General features: G+C 67.4%; 13 protein-coding genes. 5 read left to right on the top strand and 8 right to left on the bottom strand.

Features of this window, described 5'->3' with window-relative positions:
• The first annotated feature begins 83 nt into the window (after positions 1 to 83).
• Together ACW18C_RS03800 and ACW18C_RS03795 are read left to right on the top strand one after the other, a co-directional pair.
• Positions 84 to 1904: an alpha-amylase family glycosyl hydrolase gene (locus ACW18C_RS03800; RefSeq protein ID WP_492072879.1), complete on the top strand. Its 1821-nt coding sequence runs from the start codon at positions 84 to 86 to the stop codon at positions 1902 to 1904.
• Positions 1901 to 3541, top strand: a complete 1641-nt coding sequence (locus ACW18C_RS03795) for an alpha-amylase family glycosyl hydrolase (protein WP_492072877.1) — start codon at positions 1901 to 1903, stop codon at positions 3539 to 3541. Before ACW18C_RS03800 ends, ACW18C_RS03795 begins: the two co-directional genes overlap by 4 nt.
• A gap of 5 nt (positions 3542 to 3546) precedes the next feature.
• Here ACW18C_RS03795 and ACW18C_RS03790 read toward each other — a convergent pair whose 3' ends face one another.
• The gene (locus ACW18C_RS03790) at positions 3547 to 4599 is read right to left on the bottom strand and encodes a LacI family DNA-binding transcriptional regulator (protein ID WP_232216275.1); all 1053 of its coding nucleotides are present in this window, start codon (positions 4597 to 4599) and stop codon (positions 3547 to 3549) included.
• Between the two features lie 64 nt (positions 4600 to 4663).
• On the opposite strand from ACW18C_RS03790, the gene ACW18C_RS03785 reads away from it, so the two are divergent.
• The 3 genes from ACW18C_RS03785 (at position 4664) to ACW18C_RS03775 (ending at position 10811) form a co-directional block, all read left to right on the top strand.
• The gene (locus ACW18C_RS03785) at positions 4664 to 6730 is read left to right on the top strand and encodes a glycoside hydrolase family 97 protein (RefSeq protein WP_492072876.1); all 2067 of its coding nucleotides are present in this window, start codon (positions 4664 to 4666) and stop codon (positions 6728 to 6730) included.
• Between the two features lie 166 nt (positions 6731 to 6896).
• Complete coding sequence (locus ACW18C_RS03780) at positions 6897 to 8432, top strand: MFS transporter (RefSeq protein WP_492072874.1); 1536 nt, start codon at positions 6897 to 6899, stop codon at positions 8430 to 8432.
• Between the two features lie 9 nt (positions 8433 to 8441).
• The gene (locus ACW18C_RS03775) at positions 8442 to 10811 is read left to right on the top strand and encodes a glucan 1,4-alpha-glucosidase (RefSeq protein WP_492072872.1); all 2370 of its coding nucleotides are present in this window, start codon (positions 8442 to 8444) and stop codon (positions 10809 to 10811) included.
• Positions 10812 to 10862: 51 nt separating this feature from the next.
• Here the strand turns inward: ACW18C_RS03775 and ACW18C_RS03770 are convergent, their stop codons facing one another.
• From ACW18C_RS03770 to ACW18C_RS03740, 7 genes are all read right to left on the bottom strand, one after another.
• Positions 10863 to 11558, bottom strand: a complete 696-nt coding sequence (locus ACW18C_RS03770; RefSeq protein ID WP_008259480.1) for a TorF family putative porin — start codon at positions 11556 to 11558, stop codon at positions 10863 to 10865.
• A gap of 90 nt (positions 11559 to 11648) precedes the next feature.
• Positions 11649 to 12998: an ammonium transporter gene (locus tag ACW18C_RS03765; protein ID WP_292148622.1), complete on the bottom strand. Its 1350-nt coding sequence runs from the start codon at positions 12996 to 12998 to the stop codon at positions 11649 to 11651.
• 215 nt (positions 12999 to 13213) lie between these two features.
• Positions 13214 to 14320: a 3-isopropylmalate dehydrogenase gene (gene leuB / locus ACW18C_RS03760; RefSeq protein WP_008264195.1), complete on the bottom strand. Its 1107-nt coding sequence runs from the start codon at positions 14318 to 14320 to the stop codon at positions 13214 to 13216.
• A complete protein-coding gene (gene leuD, locus ACW18C_RS03755; RefSeq protein WP_492072870.1) occupies positions 14320 to 14904 on the bottom strand; it encodes a 3-isopropylmalate dehydratase small subunit in 585 nt (194 codons plus the stop codon). Before leuD ends, leuB begins: the two co-directional genes overlap by 1 nt.
• Positions 14897 to 16309, bottom strand: coding sequence for a 3-isopropylmalate dehydratase large subunit (leuC, locus tag ACW18C_RS03750; RefSeq protein ID WP_492072868.1), 1413 nt, complete (start codon positions 16307 to 16309; stop codon positions 14897 to 14899). Before leuC ends, leuD begins: the two co-directional genes overlap by 8 nt.
• A complete protein-coding gene (locus tag ACW18C_RS03745) occupies positions 16302 to 17549 on the bottom strand; it encodes a 2-isopropylmalate synthase (protein WP_492072866.1) in 1248 nt (415 codons plus the stop codon). Before ACW18C_RS03745 ends, leuC begins: the two co-directional genes overlap by 8 nt.
• Entirely contained in the window at positions 17549 to 17812 is a 264-nt protein-coding gene (locus tag ACW18C_RS03740; RefSeq protein WP_183196082.1) for an ACT domain-containing protein, read from the bottom strand. The genes ACW18C_RS03745 and ACW18C_RS03740 overlap by 1 nt, the downstream gene beginning before the upstream one ends.
• Position 17813 lies beyond the last annotated feature (1 nt).

Raw genomic sequence — 17813 nt, 5'->3', positions numbered from 1 at the left:
CGTTGACAGGGGCCGCCCGGACTGCAAAATCTTGCAAATCGATCTGGAAGGCTTTGCACTTTCTGGACAGGGAGAACGACAGGATGATCCTCGCCCGACAATGGAAGACGCCGGCGCGCGCCATGATCGCGGCGGCGGCGCTGTTCGCCTCGACTCCCCCCCTGCCCGTCCAGGCCCAGTCGGCCGCGCCGGACGTCCTGACCGCCCTGCGCCAGCGCCCGCCCCAGGACGAGGTCATCTATTTCCTGCTGCCCGACCGGTTCGCCAACGGCGATCCCTCGAACGACCACGGCGGCTATGCGCCCGAGCGGCTGAAGAGCGGCTTCGACCCGTCCGACACCGACTTCTATCACGGCGGCGATCTGGCCGGCGTGACCCAGCGGCTGGACTATATCCAGCGCCTGGGCGCCACCGCCGTGTGGCTGGCGCCCGTCTTCAAGAACAAGCCGGTCCAGACCCACGGGAACTACACGGGCGCGGCGCATCACGGTTACTGGATCACCGACTTCACGGCCGTCGATCCGCATTTCGGCGACGAGGCGGCGATGCGCGCCCTGGTCGATGCGGCCCATGCGCGGGGCATGAAGGTCTATCTGGACATCGTCGCCAACCACACGGCCGACGTGATCCGCTATCGCGAGTGTCCCGACCGGCCCTGCGAATACCGCAGTCGGGCCGACTATCCCTACACCCGTCGCGGCGGGCTAGACGGGGCGGCGATCAACGAGGGCTTCGATGGGCGCGACTTCTCGCGCCTGACCCGACCCGACTACGCCTATACGCCCTATGTCCCGGCGAGCGAAGAGACAGCCAAGGTTCCGGCCTGGCTGAACGACCCGATCCGCTATCATAACCGGGGCGACAGCACCTTTGCGGGCGAAAGCTCGCTGGACGGGGATTTCGCCGGTCTGGACGACCTGCTGACCGAGGATCCGGCCGTGATCCAGGGCATGATCGACATCTTCGGCGGCTGGATCGACAAGTACGGGATCGACGGCTACCGCATCGACACCGCCCGCCACGTGAACCCCGAGTTCTGGCAGGCCTTCATCCCCGCCATGCTGGCGCGGGCGCGGGCCAAGGGGATCCCGAACTTCCACATCTTCGGCGAGGTCTATGACCCTGACCCGGCGGTCACGGCGCGGTTCACGCGGGTGGACGCCTATCCGGCCGTGCTGGATTTCCCGTTCCAGAAGACCGCGGTCGACGTCGCCTCGGGCAAGGCGGGGACCGACGCCCTGGCCAAGTTGTTCGCCGCCGACGCAATCTACGCCAAGGGGGCGGAGACGGCCGCCATCCTGCCGACCTTCCTGGGCAACCACGACATGGGCCGGGTCGGCTTCTTCGTGAAACAGGCCAATCCGGAGGCCGACGAGGCCGAGATCCTGGCGCGGGTGAACCTGGCCCACGCCCTGATGATGTTCAGCCGCGGCGTGCCGACCCTGTACTACGGCGATGAACAGGGCTTCGCCGGGGCCGGCGGCTATGGGAACTCGCGACAGGACATGTTCGCCAGCCAGACAGCTGTCTATGCGGCGGAGCAGCCCATCGGCGGTCGCCAGCCGGCCTATTCGACCGAAGCCCCTCTCTATACGGCCATCGCCGAGATGGCCCGGATCCGCGCCGCCGAACCGGCGCTGCGCCGCGGGCGTCAGGTCGTCCGCGCCGCCGACGACGCGCCGGGCCTGTTCGCCATGTCCCGCATGGACGAGGCCGGCGGGGAGACCCTGGTTCTGTTCAACACCTCGACCGCCGAAGTCACGGCCCAGGTCGAGGTGGAGCCCGGCTCGCGGCGGTGGCAAGCTGTTCGCGGCGACTGCGCGGCCGAGGTTTCGGCCCCAGCCAGCTACGCCGTCCGCATCGCCCCTCTCGACTATCTGATCTGCAAGAGCACGCCCCAGTGAACGCCCATACCCTCGATCTCGCGACCGCCGCCCGGCCGGCGACCGCCCACACTGAATGGTGGCGGGGTGCGGTGCTGTACCAGATCTATCCGCGCAGTTTCGCCGATGCGAACGACGACGGCGTCGGCGACCTGAAGGGGATCACCCAGCATCTGGACCATGTCGCCTCGCTGGGCGTGGACGGGATCTGGCTGTCACCCTTCTTCACCTCGCCGATGAAGGACTTCGGCTATGACGTCGCCGACTATTGCGACGTCGATCCGATCTTCGGGACCCTGGCCGATTTCGACGCCCTGGTGGCCCGCGCCCATGCGCTGGGCCTGAAGGTGGTGATCGACCAGGTCTTCTCGCACACCTCGGACGAACACCCCTGGTTCCTGGACAGCCGCGCGTCGCGCAGCGGGCCGCACGCCGACTGGTACGTCTGGGCCGACGCCAAACCGGACGGATCGCCGCCGTCGAACTGGCAGTCGGTGTTCGGCGGTCCGGCCTGGACCTGGAACGCCCGGCGCGGCCAGTACTATATGCACAACTTCCTGGCCTCCCAGCCGCAGTTGAACGTGCGGAACCCCGAGGTGCAGGACGCCCTGATCGAGGCGGCGCGCTTCTGGCTGGATCGGGGGGTGGACGGGTTCCGGCTGGACGCCATCAACTTCTCCATCCACGATCTGAAGCTGACCGATAATCCGCCGATCAACGACGGCAAGAAACGCACCCGCCCGTTCGACTTCCAGGACAAGATCAACAATCAGAGCCAGCCCGAGATCATCGGCTTCCTGAACCGAATCCGCGCCCTGACCGACAGCTACGAGGGCCGGTTCACCGTCGCCGAGGTGGGCGGCGACCATGCCGACCGCGAGATGAAGGAATATACGGCCGGGACCGACCGTCTGCATTCCGCCTATGGCTTCCTGTATCTGTACGCCGACACGCTGAAGAGCGAACTGGTCGCCCAGGGCGAGACCATGTGGCCGGATCAGCAGGGCGAGGGCTGGCCGTCCTGGACCTTCTCGAACCACGACGCGCCGCGCGCCGTGTCGCGCTGGGCCCAGGGGCGGGACCGCAAGGCCTTCGCCGAGATGGCCCTGCTGCTGCTGGTGTGCCTGCGCGGCAATGTCTTCGTCTATCAGGGCGAGGAGCTGGGCCTGCCCCAGGCCGAGGTGCCGTTCGAGCGGCTGGTCGACCCCGAGGCCATCGCCAACTGGCCCGAGACCCTGGGCCGCGACGGCGCCCGCACCCCCATGCCCTGGCATGCGGGCCAGACGAACGCCGGCTTTTCCACCGTCGAGCCCTGGCTGCCGGTCGACGCCCGCCACCTGCCGCTGGCGGTGGATGCGCAGGAGGCCGATCCGGCCTCGACCCTGCAGGTGGCGCGCCGGATGATCCGGCTGCGTCATCAGCATCCGGCCTTGCGCTACGGCGGCATGGCGCCGATCGAGACCTCGCACCTGCTGGTGTTCGAACGGCAGGAGCGCGGCGGGAGCGGAGAGCGGCTTCTTTGCGTCTTCAACCTGGGCCACGATCCGGTCGAATGGCGTCCGCCCGTCGACGCGACGCGGATCGAGGCGATCAACTGGACTGAGGCCGACGGCGCCACCCTGCCCCCGCTCGCCGGCCTGGTCTTCAGACTGGCATGAACCGGTCAGCCGCCACAGGTCTCGCGAACGATCAGGTCGGTGGGAACGCGTTCCGACCGACCGGCGGTCGCGCCCCCGTGGTCCAGCAGTTTGGACACCATCAGCCGGCCGGCCTTCATCGTGTCCTGGGCGATGGTGGACAGGGCCGGGCGCGAATAGCGGCTGAAGGGCACATTGTCGAAACCGATCACCGAGACGTCGCCCGGCACGGTCAGTCCGGCATGCTCCAGCGCGCGCACCGCGCCCAGGGCGATCTGGTCGGAAGCGGCCACCACGCCGTCAAACCGCACGCCCCGACGCACCAGGGCGTCCACGGCCGCCTCGGCGGATTCGACCTCGAAATGGGCGGGCACGATCAATTCGGCGTCAACCGACAGGCCCGCCGTCTCCAGCGCCTCCAGATAGCCCCGGTGCCGCTGCATGGCTTCGGGCGGATCGAGGTCGCCCAGAAACACGATCCGCGTGCGTCCCAGCCGCGCCAGATGCGCGGTCGCTCGACGACCGCCCGAGAAGTTGTCGGAGCCGATGGAGCAATAGTCCTGTTCCGGCAGGTCGGCGCCCCAGACCACGAACCTATGGTCGCCCGCCGCCAGCCGGTTGAAGGCGCCATGCAGGCTGGACTGGCCCAGGAAGATCACGCCGTCGGCGCGGCTGGTGTTCATCGCCGCCGCCAGCTCGTCATAGGTGGCGGGCGAGATATGGCTCATCAGAAGGTCGCAGCCGCGTTCGCGCGCCGCCTCGCCCACTCCGGCCAGCAGTTCCAGGAAGAAGGGATCGGAGATCCGGCCCTCCCGCCCCTGGGGTCGCGGCGTCACCAGGGCGATCGTGCCCTGGGCCCCGATCGGGCCGGCAGGCATGTAGCGGCGGAACGGATAGTCGTGCTCCTTCGCCAGCTTCCAGATCAGTTGCTTGGTGCGGTCGTTGACGGCGGGGCTGTCGTTCAGCGCCCGCGAGGTGGTGGCGACCGACACCCCGGCCAGGCGCGCAATGTCTTCAAGTCGAGTGGTCTTGCGGCTCAAGGTCGCGGGTCCCCAGCACAGCCTGTTCTGACTGCAAATTTTTCTGCAAACATTTCAGCCACCGTTCGCAGCGGTTGGCAAGAGGCGGCGTAACGGAGTTCACATGATGCAGCGCAGATCCTTCCTGGCCCTCGGCGGCGCCTCGATTCTGGCCTTCGGCGCGACGGGCGTTCGCGCCCAGACCACGCCGACCCACGCCCGCGCCAGCTCGCCCGGCGGCGTCCTAACGGTCGAGGCCTTCACCGACAACGACGGCCGGCCGATGTACGCCGTCCTGCGTCAGGGGCGGATGGTGGTCGCGCCGTCGAAGCTGGGCTTCCTGCTGACCGACGCCCCGGCGCTGGAGCGCGGTCTTGCCCTGACCGCCGGCCAGCCCGTGACGGCGGACGAGACCTGGGAGCAGCCGTGGGGCGAGCGCCGCTTCATCCGCAACCACTACAACGAATGGCGGGTCAGCTACGCCGAGACCGCCGGCCTGCAACGCCGCGTGGACGTGGTGTTCCGCCTGTATGACGACGGCCTGGGCTTCCGCTACGAATTCCCGGACCAGGCCGCGCTGAAGACGGTCCGCATCGGATCGGAGATCACCGAGTTCAACCTGGCCGAGGACGGCGAGGCCCTCTGGTGCCCGGCCTGGGAATGGAACCGCGAGGAATACCTCTATAGCCGCACCCCGATCAGCGCGGTCGGCAGCGCCCAGACGCCGATGACCGTCAAGGGCCAGTCGGGGCTGCACGTCTCGATCCACGAGGCCGCCTGCATCGACTACGCCGGGATGAACCTGCGGCGGTCGGAGGAGACGAAGTTCCGGGCCCAGCTGACGCCCGGCCTGACCAACGCCGCCGTGGTGCGCCAGGCGCCCTTCAACACGCCTTGGCGGACGCTGCAGGTGTCAGACAGCGCGGCCGGTCTGATCGAGTCCAGCCTGATCCTGAACCTGAACGAACCCAACAGGCTGGGCGACGTGTCGTGGTTCAAGCCGATGAAATACGTCGGCGTGTGGTGGGAGATGCACCTGGAGCTGAAGAGCTGGAACTCCGGCCCCAAACACGGCGCCACCACCGAGAATGCGATCAAACACATCGACTTCGCGGCCAAGCATGGCTTCGGCGGGGTTCTGGTCGAGGGCTGGAACAAGGGCTGGGACGGCCAGTGGTTCGCCAATGGTTCGGACTTCAGCTTCACCGAGGCCTATCCCGATTTCGACATCGAGACGGTCTGCGCCCACGCCCGCTCCAAGGGCGTGCAACTGATCGGCCACCACGAGACGGGCGGCAACGCATTCCACTATGAGCAGCAGCTCGAACCGGCGATGGCCCTGTATGAACGCCTCGGCGTCCATTCGGTGAAGACCGGCTATGTGGCGGACGCGCAAGGCGCGCGCGTCGCCGGACCGGACGGCCAGATGCTGATGGCCTGGCACGAGAGCCAGGCGATGGCTCAGCACCACATGAAGGTCGTCGAGGCGGGCGCCCGGCACAAGGTGGCGATCAACGCCCACGAGCCGTTCAAGGACACCGGCCTGCGCCGCACCTATCCGAACATCATCAGCCGCGAAGGCCAGCGCGGCATGGAATATTCGGCCTGGGGCAACCCCGGCAATCCGCCCGAGCATGAGCCGAACCTGGTCTTCACCCGCCTGCTGGCCGGACCGATGGACTATACCCCCGGCATCTTCGGCATGGAGACGCGCAGCCCCGGCGGGGTGCAGACGACCTGGGCCAAACAGCTGGCCCTCTATGTCGTCATCTACAGCCCGATCCAGATGGCGGCCGACCTGCTGGTCAATTACGAGGCCAATCCCGGCCCGTTCCAGTTCATCAAGGACGTGCCCTGCGACTGGGCCGAGACCCGCGTGCTGGCGGCCGAGATCGGCGACTATGTCGCCATTGCGCGCAAGGACCGGGCGTCGGATGTCTGGGCCCTGGGCGCCATCACCGACGAGCATCCGCGCGTCTTGACCGCCCACCTCGACTTCCTGGACGATGGTCGCCGCTATCGCGCGGAGATCTACCGGGACGGGCCGGAGGCCGACTATCGCGGCAAGCGCGAGGACATCGTCGTCGAGCAGCGCGAGGTCACGTCGGTGGACGTCCTGACCCTGGCGCTCGCGCCCGGCGGCGGCCAGGCGATCCGCTTCGTGCCGCTGGGCCGGAGCCGTCGTCGATGAGCGGCATTCAGACCCTCTCCCGCTTGCGGGAGAGGTGGCCCGTCGATCGCGAAGCGATCCAGGGTCGGAGAGGGAAGTCTTCTGATGAAAGAGGACACTTCCCCCATCGTCAGGCGTGTCGCTTCGCGCCACGGCCTGACACTTCCCCCGCAAGCGGGGGAAGGTCATGACAATCCTCGCCCACCGTCCGCGCCTGTCCGGCCTGGCGATCTGGAACATGTGCGTCGGCTTCTTCGGCATCCAGATCGGCTTCGGCCTGCAGAACGCCAACACCAGCCGGATCTTCCAGACCCTGGGCGCCGAGGTGGATTCGCTGGCGATCCTCTGGATCGCCGCGCCGCTGACCGGACTGCTGGTCCAGCCGATCATCGGCCATTTCAGCGACCGGACCTGGACCCGGTTCGGGCGTCGGCGTCCCTATTTCCTGGTCGGCGCCATAGCCACCACCCTGGCCCTGATCGCCATGCCCAACAGCCCCGGCCTGTGGTTCGCCGCGGCCATGCTTTGGATCATGGACGCCTCGATCAATATCACCATGGAGCCGTTCCGCGCCTTCGTCGGCGACAATCTGCCGGAAGAACAACGCACCGCCGGCTATGCGATGCAGAGCTTCTTCATCGGCGCCGGCGCGGTGTTCGCCTCAGTCCTGCCGTGGCTGCTGTCGAACGTCTTTAACATCGCCTCGACGGCCGAGGCCGGCGTCGTGCCCATGTCGGTCAAGATCGCCTTCTATGTCGGCGCCGCCGGCTTGTTCTCGGCCGTGCTGTGGACCGTGCTGAGCACCCGCGAATACAGCCCCGAACAGATCGCCGCCTTCGAACGGGCCAAACAGGCGGCCCTGGGCGCGCCTGCCGACGACGGCCCCGAGGCGCCGGCGCGCAGCGTGCAGGGCTGGATGACGTCGGGCCTGGTCTGCGCCGTGCTGGGGGGTCTGGGCTTCGTGCTGATCGGCGCGCTGAACCTGGAGAAGGAACTGCTGGTTCTGGCCGGCTTCTTCGCCGGTTTTGGGCTGCTGCAGATCGCGGTCGGCATGATGCAACGCCGCCGCATCGTCAACGCCGCGACCGAGATCCTGAACGACATCTTCCGCATGCCCGAGACGATGCGGGGTCTCGCGGTGGTCCAGTTCTTCAGCTGGTTCGCCCTGTTCGCCATGTGGATCTACACCACCGCCGCCGTCACCCGTGTCCATTACGGCACGACCGACACCACCTCGGCCGCCTATGCCGCCGGGGCCGACTGGGTCGGGGTGCTGTTCGGAGTCTATAACGGCGTGGCGGCCCTGGCGGCCTTCACCCTGCCGGTCCTGGCTAGGCGTATCGGCAGAAAGGCGACCCACGCCCTGATGCTGTTGCTGGGCGCGGCGGGCCTGTTCGGGGTCTTCGTCATCCGCGATCCGGGCCTGCTGTGGCTGCCGATGATCGGCGTCGGCTTCGCCTGGGCCTCGATCGTCTCCATGCCCTACGCCATACTGTCGGCGGCGGTGCCGGACCGGAAGATGGGCGTCTATATGGGCGTCTTCAACATCTTCATCGTCGTGCCCCAGCTGCTGGCCGCCACCGTCCTGGGCCTGATCCTGAAGACCCTGTTCGACGGCCAGGCCATCTGGGCCCTGGTGCTCGGCGCCGTCTCCTTTGTGCTGGCGGCGGCGAGCGCCCTGCTGGTGCGCGAACATTCCCCCTCCCCCACGCCCAACCCGTGAGGCTTCTCCATGCGTAAGTTCAAAACCCTCTGCCTAGCCGGCGCCGCCGGTCTGGCCGTCGCCTCCGCCGCGTCCGCACAGTCGGTCGCACCCGGTGCGCCGGGCGATCTGCCGACCTGGTCCAGCGCCGCCAAGACCGGCGCCGGCGCGTCCTACGAGTCCTATGTCGACGGCCAATATCGCGACGGCGGCCCGACCGGGGCGGTGTCCAAGGTCTGGTTCTCCATCGCCGACGGCGTCCTGACCGAGACCATGTACGGCCTGATCCACGAGGCCCAGATCAAGGCCCTGCGCTTCGCCGTCATCACACCGGACGGTCTGGCGCTGGAAGGCGACGACACCACGGCCAAGACCGAATACCTGCACGTGGACGCCGAGGGGCGCCCCCTGTCCCCCGCCTACAAGGTCACGACCCGCGACAAGGCCGGCCGGTTCGAGATCGAGAAGCGCATCTTCACCGACCCCGACCGCAACGCCCTGGTGCTGCGGGTTCAGATCACCGCCCTGAGCGGCGAGGCGACGCCCTATCTGCTGCTCGAGCCGCACATCGCCAATACCGGCGTCGATGATCGCGGCCAGGTCACACGCGAAGGCTTCCACGCCTGGGAAGGCGACACGCACCTGGTGCTGAAGCCCAGCGAGGCCTTCGCCGCCGCCAGCGTCGGCTTCGTCGGCGCCTCCGACGGCCTGACCGATCTGAAGGACAGCAAGCTGGACTGGACCTACGCCTCGACCGGCGAGACGGGCGGCAACACGATGATGACCGGCGCCCTGCCGACCATCCGTATGGGGCAAAGCGTCAGCCGCGACTTCGTCATCGGCTTCGGCGACAGCGAGGCGGCGGCCCAGGCGGCGGCGGACGGCGCCTTCGCGACCGGACTGGACGAGGTGCTGGCGCGCTTCAACGGCGAGGGCGAGCGCGCGGGTTGGGAGGATTATGTCGCCTCGCTGAGCGAGCTGCCGCGCATCGCCGAACAGGCGACCGACGGGGGCAAGCTGGCCTATGCCTCGGCCCTGATGCTGAAGGTGCAGGAGGATCGCACCCACGCCGGCGCCCTGATCGCCTCGCTGTCGAACCCGTGGGGCGACACGGTGGACGCGTCGAAATCCTCGACCGGCTACAAGGCGGTCTGGCCGCGCGACTTCTATCAGGTGGCCATGGCCCTGGCGGCCCTGGGCGACAGGGAGACGCCGCTGGCGGCCTTCAACTATCTGCCCCAGGTCCAGGTCGGGCCGGACACGCCGGGCAACACCGGCGTCGGCGGCTGGTTCCTGCAGAAGACCCACGTCGATGGCGAACTGGAATGGGTCGCGGTCCAGCTGGACCAGACGGCCATGCCGATCATGCTGGGTTATCGCCTGTGGAAGATGGGCTGGCTGTCCGATGCGGAAATGGCCGACCACTATCGATCCATGCTGAAGCCGGCGGCCGACTTCCTGGTGGACGGCGGCAAGGTCGGCCTGTTGTGGAACGACGCCGAGATCAAGCCGCCCTTCACCCAACAGGAACGTTGGGAAGAGCAGCAGGGGTATTCACCGTCCAGCACCGCCGCCGTGGTCGCCGGCCTTACGGTCGCCGCGGATATGGCGCGCGCATCGGGCGATGCGGCCGGCGCCGTCCGCTATCAGATGGCCGCCGACAGCTACGCCTCCAAGATCGAGGAGCGGATGTTCACCACCAACGGCGACTTCGGCGAAGGCCGCTACTACATCCGCATCAGCCAGAACGAGAACCCGAACGACAAGGCCCCGATCGGCGCCGCCAACGGTCAGATCGCCCCGGCCGAGGACCGGGTGGTGGACGGCGGCTTCCTGGAGTTGGTCCGCTACGGCGTGCGCAAGGCGGACGACGCCCACATCGTCTCGACCCTGCCCGTCTATGACGACCAGTCGCTGGAGCCCCTCTACCGCGTCCGTTACGACTTCGGTCCCGAGGGCGACAAGACGCCGGGCTGGCGCCGCTACGGCGTCGACGGCTATGGCGAGGATCACCTCACCGGCGCCAACTACGGCGTCGGCGGCGAGATGAGCCCCGGCCAGCGCGGCCGGGTCTGGCCCTTTTTCACGGGCGAGCGCGGCCATTATGAACTGGCCCGCGTCAGCCTGAACGGCGCCCCCTCCCCCGCCGACATCGACGCCATCCGCCAGACCTATGTGCGCGGCATGGAGCGGTTCGCCAACGACGGCCTGATGCTGGCCGAACAGGTGTGGGACGGGGTCGGCGCCCCCACGGCCCACGACTACACCCTGGGTCAGAACACGGATTCGGCCACCCCCCTGGCCTGGACCCACGCCGAATATCTGAAGCTGCTGCGGTCGCTGGCCGACGGCAAGGTCTGGGACCGGTACGATCCGGTCGAAAGCCGCTACGCCCGTTAAAAAAAAGGCCCCGGAGATCACTCTCCGGGGCCCTACTCGATGTACTAGGATTCAGAAGACCAGCTTGACCGAGCCGACCACGCGGTCCTCGGCGTTAGGCACGCCGTCCACGTCGGTGTCGTAGTAGCGCACGTCGAGAGCCAGATTGTCGGTCAGGGCATAGGCGACGCCGGCGTTCCAAGTCACATAGTCGTCGCTGACGTCCAGCCATTGCTGGCCGACAGCACCCGAGATCGTCCATTTGTCAGCCGGGCTGAAGGCGCCGTTGATTTCTGCATAGGTCGCCGCTTCGTCGACCCCGAAGAAGTCGGGCGAGTAATAGACGGCGGCGCCGACCGTGGCGGGTCCGACGGCGCGCGAGGCGGCCGCCTTGAACTCTGCGTAGTTGTAGTCGGCTCCGTCGGGCGTGCCAGCATACAGATAGCCGATCACGCCGAAGTCGAGGGCGAAGCCGGCCGCTTCGGTGCGATAGCCCCCGTAGATGTCGAACTCAGCATCGGTGTCGTCGCCGAAGTCCACGTTCGAGGCCCAGGCGCCGGCGTAGAAACTGCCGGCCGTCAGATCGACGCCGCCCTGGATGGCCGGATCTTCGCCCGTCTGGCTGAAGCCACGGAACACATAGTCAGTGACGATACCGGCGTTGAACGCGACGTCGATGTCGCTTTGCGCCGAGGCGGGCGCGGCCAGACCGATCAGGCCGGTGGCGAGAGCGGCCGCAGCGGCGGAACGGAAGAATCCAAACTTCATAGTCATATCCCCTTGATTATATTTGTTTCTATAGAGCCGGGACAGGCCCGGCGGACGGGACGCGGCCGGCGGAGCCGCGTCCCGATTTCGTCAGTGATCCAAGCTCTCGCCATGCAGCGAGGTGTCCAGACCGGCGGCTTCTTCCGCCTCGCTCACGCGCAGGCCCGTGGTGAACTTGCAGATGATGAGGATGACGAAGGTGCCGACCGCGCTGTAGGCGATGGTCCAGGCCAGGCCCAAGGCCTGGGCGCCGACAGTAGCGCCTTCCGACAGGCTGTTGATCGCGGTGGTCGCGAACACGCCGGTCAGCAGGGCGCCGATCAGACCGCCGGCGCCGTGGATGCCGAAGGCGTCCAGGGAGTCGTCGTAGCGCAGCAGCTTCTTGATCCAGACCGACGAGATATAGCAGACCGGTCCGGCGATCAGGCCGATGATGACCGCGCCCTTGGGATCGACGAAACCGGCGGCCGGGGTGATGGCCACCAGACCGGCGACCACGCCCGACAGCATGCCGATCAGCGAGACCTTCTTCTTCTCGATCAGTTCGATGATCTTCCAGGTCAGGGCGGCGGCGGCGGCGGCCAGGACGGTGTTCAGCAGGGCCACGCCCATCAGTTCGTTCGCCGCGCCCGCCGAGCCGGCGTTGAAGCCGATCCAGCCGACCAGCAGCAGCGAGGCGCCGATCATGGTCAGCACCGGGTTGTGGGCGATGATCGGCTCGGCGCCATAGCCCTTGCGGCGACCCAGGAAGATCGCGCAGACCAGACCGGCGACGCCCGAGTTGACGTGAACGACCGCGCCGCCGGCAAAGTCCAGCACGCCGGCGGCGCCCAGGAAGCCGCCGCCCCAGACCCAGTGGCAGATGGGCGAATAGACCAGCAGCGACCACAGGGCCGTGAACAGCAGCAGACCCGAATATTTCATCCGTTCGGCGAAGGCGCCGGTGACCAGGGCCGGGGTGATGATGGCGAAGGTCATCTGGAAGGCGATGAACAGATATTCGGGAATGCCGGTCAGCAGGGTGTTCGCCGTGCCCAGGGTCACGCCGTTCAGGAACAGCATGTCCAGGCCGCCCACATAGGGCTGAAGCGCGGCGTCAGGGTTGGCGCCGAAGGCGATGCTGTAGCCGGCGATGAACCAGACCAGCGAGACGACGGCGAAGACGCCGACCGACTGGGTGATGGTGGCGATGACGTTCTTGCGGCGCACCATGCCGCCGTAGAACAGGGCCAGACCCGGCAGGGTCATCAACAGGACCAGAGCGGTCGAGGTGCCCAGCCAGGCCGTGCCGGCGCCGTCCAGTTCCAGCACCGACTGGTGCGCCAGCAGGGCCGGCGCCGCCTCGGGCGTCTGGGCGAAGGCCCCGCCCGCATAGAAGAGACCAATGGTCAGACACAGGAGCGCGACGGCTCCCGGAAGTCGATTCCAGACACGCGACATGAGCAAAAATCCCCCTTAGCAATCTCGCAGATGCGAAGGTTTTACTGCAATCGCGTCTTACGCAAGGGGCTTGACCGTAAACGGTGCAACTTTCTTGCAACGGTCATTGAACAAAAGTTAAGTCTCGCATGATCGTTGCATCATGCGAGACCAAAATATCAAAATCTTGTTCTCTGTAACGATGTTCGCGGTACGAATTTCGCAGCCCGATCAGGTCAGGCCCAGTGCATCTGCACCCGATGCGCCGCCGCCCAGTGGATGGCGCGGATGGCGTCGATCACGGCCTCGGTCGCCGCGCGCGTGCCCAGGGCGCCGCCCAGGTCGGCGGTGACGGCGCCGGCCGCCAGGACCGCGGCGACGGCGGCCTCGATGGAATCGGCCTCGTCCTCCAGCTTCAGACTGTGGCGCAGCAGCAGGGCCGCCGACAGGATGGTTCCGACCGGGTTGGCCAGATCCTGTCCGGCGATGTCCGGCGCCGAGCCGTGGATCGGCTCGAACAGGCCCGGCCCTTCGGTCCCCAGCGAGGCCGACGGCAGCAGACCGATCGAACCGCCCAGCACCGAGATCTCGTCCGACAGGATGTCGCCGAACATGTTCTCGGTCAGGATGACGTCGTATTCGCGCGGCTTGCGGATCAGGTGCATGGCCATGGAATCGACCAGGGCGTGCTCCAGCGCGATCTCGGGGAATTCCTCGGCGTGGATACGGGTCACCACCTCGCGCCACAGGCGGCTGGTCTCCATGACATTGGCCTTGTCGACCGAGGTCACCTTGCCGCGCCGCTGGCGGGCGGTCTGGAAGGCGGCGCGGGTGACGCGCTCGATCTCCGGCACCGTATATTCGCACAGGTCCGTGGCGCGGTCGGCGGTGCGGGTCTTCTCGCCGAAATAGACGCCGCCGGTCAGTTCGCGGAAGACGATCAGATCGACGCCCTCGACGATCTCCTTCTTCAGCGGCGAACGGTGCGCCATCACCGGGGACACCTGCAACGGCCGCAGATTGGCGAACAGGCCCATGGCCTTGCGGATCGCCAACAGGCCTTCCTCGGGCCGGCGCTTGCCGCCGTCCCATTTGGGACCGCCGACAGCGCCCAGCAGAACCGCGTCGGCGGCGACGCAGGCGGCGCGGGTCGCCTCTGGCAGGGGCTCGCCCGTCTCGTCGATGGCGGCGCCGCCGATCAGATGTTCGGAGAAGTTGAAGCTGTGGCCATAGAAGTCGCCGATCACCGCCAGGACGTCGCGCGCGGCGCGCGTCACTTCCGGTCCGACGCCGTCGCCGGGCAACAGGACGATATTATAGGTCTTGGGGGCGGTGTTGGGCATCAGACGGTCTCTCTCGAACGCTCATAGGCTTCGATCTCAGGCAGGTTTGATTGCAGCCAGCCCAGGGTGTCCACCCCGTTCAGCAGGCATTCGCGCGCGAAGGATTCGACCTTAAACGACACGGGCTGAGCATTGCCGCGCCGGATCTGGCTGGCCTGAAGGTCAATCGTGACCGGCTGGTCCGGTTGGGACGCCAGATCGTCCCAGACATCCTGGCTGACGACGATGGGCAGCAGGCCGTTTTTCAACGCGTTAGATGTAAAAATGTCAGCGATTTCGGTCGAGATCACTGCGCGGAACCCATAGTCGTACAGGGCCCAGGGGGCGTGTTCGCGCGACGAGCCGCAGGCGAAATTCTTGCCCGCCAGCAGGATGCGATGCTCGGCCGGATCGATGCGGTTCAGGATGGCCTCGGGCTTCTCCGATCCGTCCGTCTCATAGCGCCAGTCATAAAAGGCCGCCTTGCCCAGCCCCTCGCGCGACGTCGTCGTCAGGAAGCGCGCGGGGATGATCTGGTCGGTGTCGATATTGGCCTGGCTGAGCGTCACCGTGCGGGAGGTCAGGACCTGAAAGGGCTCAGACATGCTCCACCTCATTCAGATAGACGCGGGGATCGGTCAGCACCCCGGCCACAGCCGTCGCCGCCGCCGTCGCCGGACTGGCCAGGATGGTGCGGGCGTCCTTGCCCTGGCGGCCTTCGAAATTGCGGTTCGAGGTCGAGACGGCCAGCTGACCCGGCGCGACGAAATCACCGTTCATGGCGATACACATCGAACAGCCCGGAATACGCCATTCGGCCCCGGCGGCGATGAAGACCTCGTGCAGGCCTTCCGCCTCGGCGTCGCGACGCACGGCCTCGGAACCCGGCACCACCAGCATCCGCAGACCGGGCTTGACCTTGCGGCCGCGCAGCACCTCGGCGGCGGCGCGCAGATCGGGCAGACGGCCGTTGGTGCAGGAGCCGATGAAGACCACGTCCACCGGCTGGCTGGTCGTCGCCTCGCCGGCGGTGAAGCCCATATAGGCGATGGCCTTGCGGTCGGAGTCTGACTGGGGTTGCGGCACGGGCGTGCCGATGGGCGCGCCGGCGTCCGGCGTCGTGCCCCAGGTCGCCATCGGACGGATGGCGGCGCCGTCGATGACGACTTCCTTGTCGAAGACCGCGCCCGGATCGCTGGACAGTTTCAGCCATTCGGCCGTCGCCGCCTCATAGTCCGCAGGGACGTGTTTACGGCCGCGCAGCCAGTCGATGGTGGTCTGGTCCGGGGCGATCATGCCCGCGCGGGCGCCGGCCTCGATGGACATGTTGCACAGGGTCATCCGCCCTTCCATGTCCAGCGCCCGCACCGCCTCGCCTGCGTATTCAATGACATAGCCGGTGCCCCCGCCGAAGCCGATGGCGGCGATGACGGCCAGGGCGACATCCTTGCCCGAGACGCCGGGCTGCAGTTGGCCGGTCACCGTCACCCGCATGGCCTTGGCCTTGCGCTGCAACAGGCACTGGGTCGCCAGCACATGGCCGACCTCGGACGTGCCGATGCCGAAGGCCAAAGCCCCGAAGGCGCCGTGTGTGGCGGTATGGCTGTCGCCGCAGACCACGGTCATGCCCGGCTGGGTCAGGCCCAGCTCCGGCCCCATGACATGGACCACGCCCCGGTCTTCGGAGCCCCAGCCCGCCAGCGGCACCCCATGAGCGGCGCAGTTCTTCTCCAGCCGATGCACCTGGGCCTCGGCCTGGGCGGTGACATAGGGTTTCAGCCCGTTCAGCCCCGCCGGCAGGGTCGGGGTCGAATGGTCCAGGGTGGCGTAGGTCCGGTCGGGACGGCGCACCTTCAGTCCGCGCGCCTCGATCTCGCTGAAGGCCTGAGGGCTGGTGACCTCATGGACCAGGTGCAGGTCGATATACAGAACCCCGGGCGTGTCGACCGTCTCGTTCCGCACGACGTGGGCGTCCCAGACCTTGTCGAACAGGGTTTTGGGATCAGGCATACTGGGCCACCGTCTCCGACACGCCGTCCACGGCGTCGATGATGGCGATCAGCTCCGCGTCGTTGATCTCGCCGATCTGGTCGGCGCGCTGCTTGAAGCCGGCGACCACCGCGACCAGACGCTCGCCCTCAATGGGACGGCCGATGGTCTCGGCGCGTTTGGCGATGGCGTGACGGCCCGAATGCTTGCCCAGCACGAACCAGCTGCCCTCGAAGCCCACGTCCTGGGGCCGCATGATCTCATAGGTGCGGCTGTCGGCCAGCATGCCGTGCTGGTGGATGCCCGCCTCGTGGGCGAAGGCGTTGATGCCGACCACCGACTTGTTGCGGGCGATGACCGTCTCGGTGATTTCGCACAGGATCTTGGAGGCGCGCACCAGGTGGCGACTGTCGGCGCCGGTCGTGACGCCGTAACGGTCCTCGCGGACCTTCAGGGCCATGACGACCTCTTCGATCGAGGCGTTGCCGGCCCGTTCGCCGATGCCGTTGATCGCGCCCTCGACCTGACGCGCACCGCCCTCGACGGCGGCCAGGGAGTTGGCGACCGCCATGCCCAGGTCGTCGTGGCAGTGGGCCGAGAAGATCACGTGCGGATGGCGCTTGTGGATCCGCGCCGCCAGGGCGCGGAAGGTCTCGCGCACCTCTTCCGGGGTGGCGTAACCGACGGTGTCGGGCACGTTCAGGGTCCGGGCGCCGGCGTCGGCGGCGGCCTCCATCACATCGGCCAGGAACTCCGGCTCGGTGCGGAAGGCGTCCTCGGCCGAGAACTCGACGTCGTCGAACAGGCTGCGGGCGTATTCCACCGAACGCACCGCCGTCGACAGCACCTCGTTGGTGGACATCTTCAGCTTGGCTGCCCGGTGGATCGGGCTGGTGGCCAAAAAGATGTGGCAGCGACGATGCGACTTGGGCGCTGGAGCCAGGGCTCGGAAACTGGCGTCGATGTCCTTTTCGTTCGAGCGCGACAGGGAGCAGAAGATGGGCCCCTCGATCTCGCCGGCCACGCGCCGGATGCAGTCTTCGTCGCCCGGCGAGGCGGCGGCGAAGCCGGCCTCGATAACGTCGACGCCCAGGTCCTTCAGGACCTGGGCCATCTTCACCTTGGCTTGGGCGCTCATGGAGAAGCCGGGCGCCTGTTCCCCGTCCCGCATCGTCGTGTCGAAGATGATGACTCGGTTGGGGTCGGCGGCGATCTCCTCAGTTCGGGATACGCCGGATACTCGTACTTTTTCGGCGGTCATTACGCGGCCTCGGATTGAATAATGTCGTTGCCGATGCGGCGCACGCCGAACAGGCGGTCGATCTGGCGGCCCAGATTCTCCATGCACCGACCGGCGTCGCGGCCGCGCACGGTCAGGGCGATGTGGCGGAAGGCTCCCCCCGAACCTGGAACGTCGGCCATGTTCATGCCGTCGATGTGGAAGCCCCGGCGCTCCACAAGGCCGATGAGACGCTGAAGCGAACCGTCTGCACGGTCGATCTGGATGTGGATCGTGTCGCTCATC

The sequence above is a fragment of the Brevundimonas sp. FV1ye7S genome (assembly GCF_058680995.1).
This window is presented reverse-complemented; position numbering and strand designations above follow the sequence as displayed.

Coding starts and splice junctions, on each gene's coding strand:
- ACW18C_RS03800 (WP_492072879.1), top strand. CDS start 84: ATGATCCTCGCCCGACAATGGAAGACGCCGGCGCGCGCCATGATCGCG.
- ACW18C_RS03785 (WP_492072876.1), top strand. CDS start 4,664: ATGATGCAGCGCAGATCCTTCCTGGCCCTCGGCGGCGCCTCGATTCTG.
- ACW18C_RS03780 (WP_492072874.1), top strand. CDS start 6,897: ATGACAATCCTCGCCCACCGTCCGCGCCTGTCCGGCCTGGCGATCTGG.
- ACW18C_RS03775 (WP_492072872.1), top strand. CDS start 8,442: ATGCGTAAGTTCAAAACCCTCTGCCTAGCCGGCGCCGCCGGTCTGGCC.
- ACW18C_RS03770 (WP_008259480.1), bottom strand. CDS start 11,558: ATGAAGTTTGGATTCTTCCGTTCCGCCGCTGCGGCCGCTCTCGCCACC.
- ACW18C_RS03765 (WP_292148622.1), bottom strand. CDS start 12,998: ATGTCGCGTGTCTGGAATCGACTTCCGGGAGCCGTCGCGCTCCTGTGT.
- leuB (WP_008264195.1), bottom strand. CDS start 14,320: ATGCCCAACACCGCCCCCAAGACCTATAATATCGTCCTGTTGCCCGGC.
- leuD (WP_492072870.1), bottom strand. CDS start 14,904: ATGTCTGAGCCCTTTCAGGTCCTGACCTCCCGCACGGTGACGCTCAGC.
- leuC (WP_492072868.1), bottom strand. CDS start 16,309: ATGCCTGATCCCAAAACCCTGTTCGACAAGGTCTGGGACGCCCACGTC.
- ACW18C_RS03745 (WP_492072866.1), bottom strand. CDS start 17,549: ATGACCGCCGAAAAAGTACGAGTATCCGGCGTATCCCGAACTGAGGAG.
- ACW18C_RS03740 (WP_183196082.1), bottom strand. CDS start 17,812: ATGAGCGACACGATCCACATCCAGATCGACCGTGCAGACGGTTCGCTT.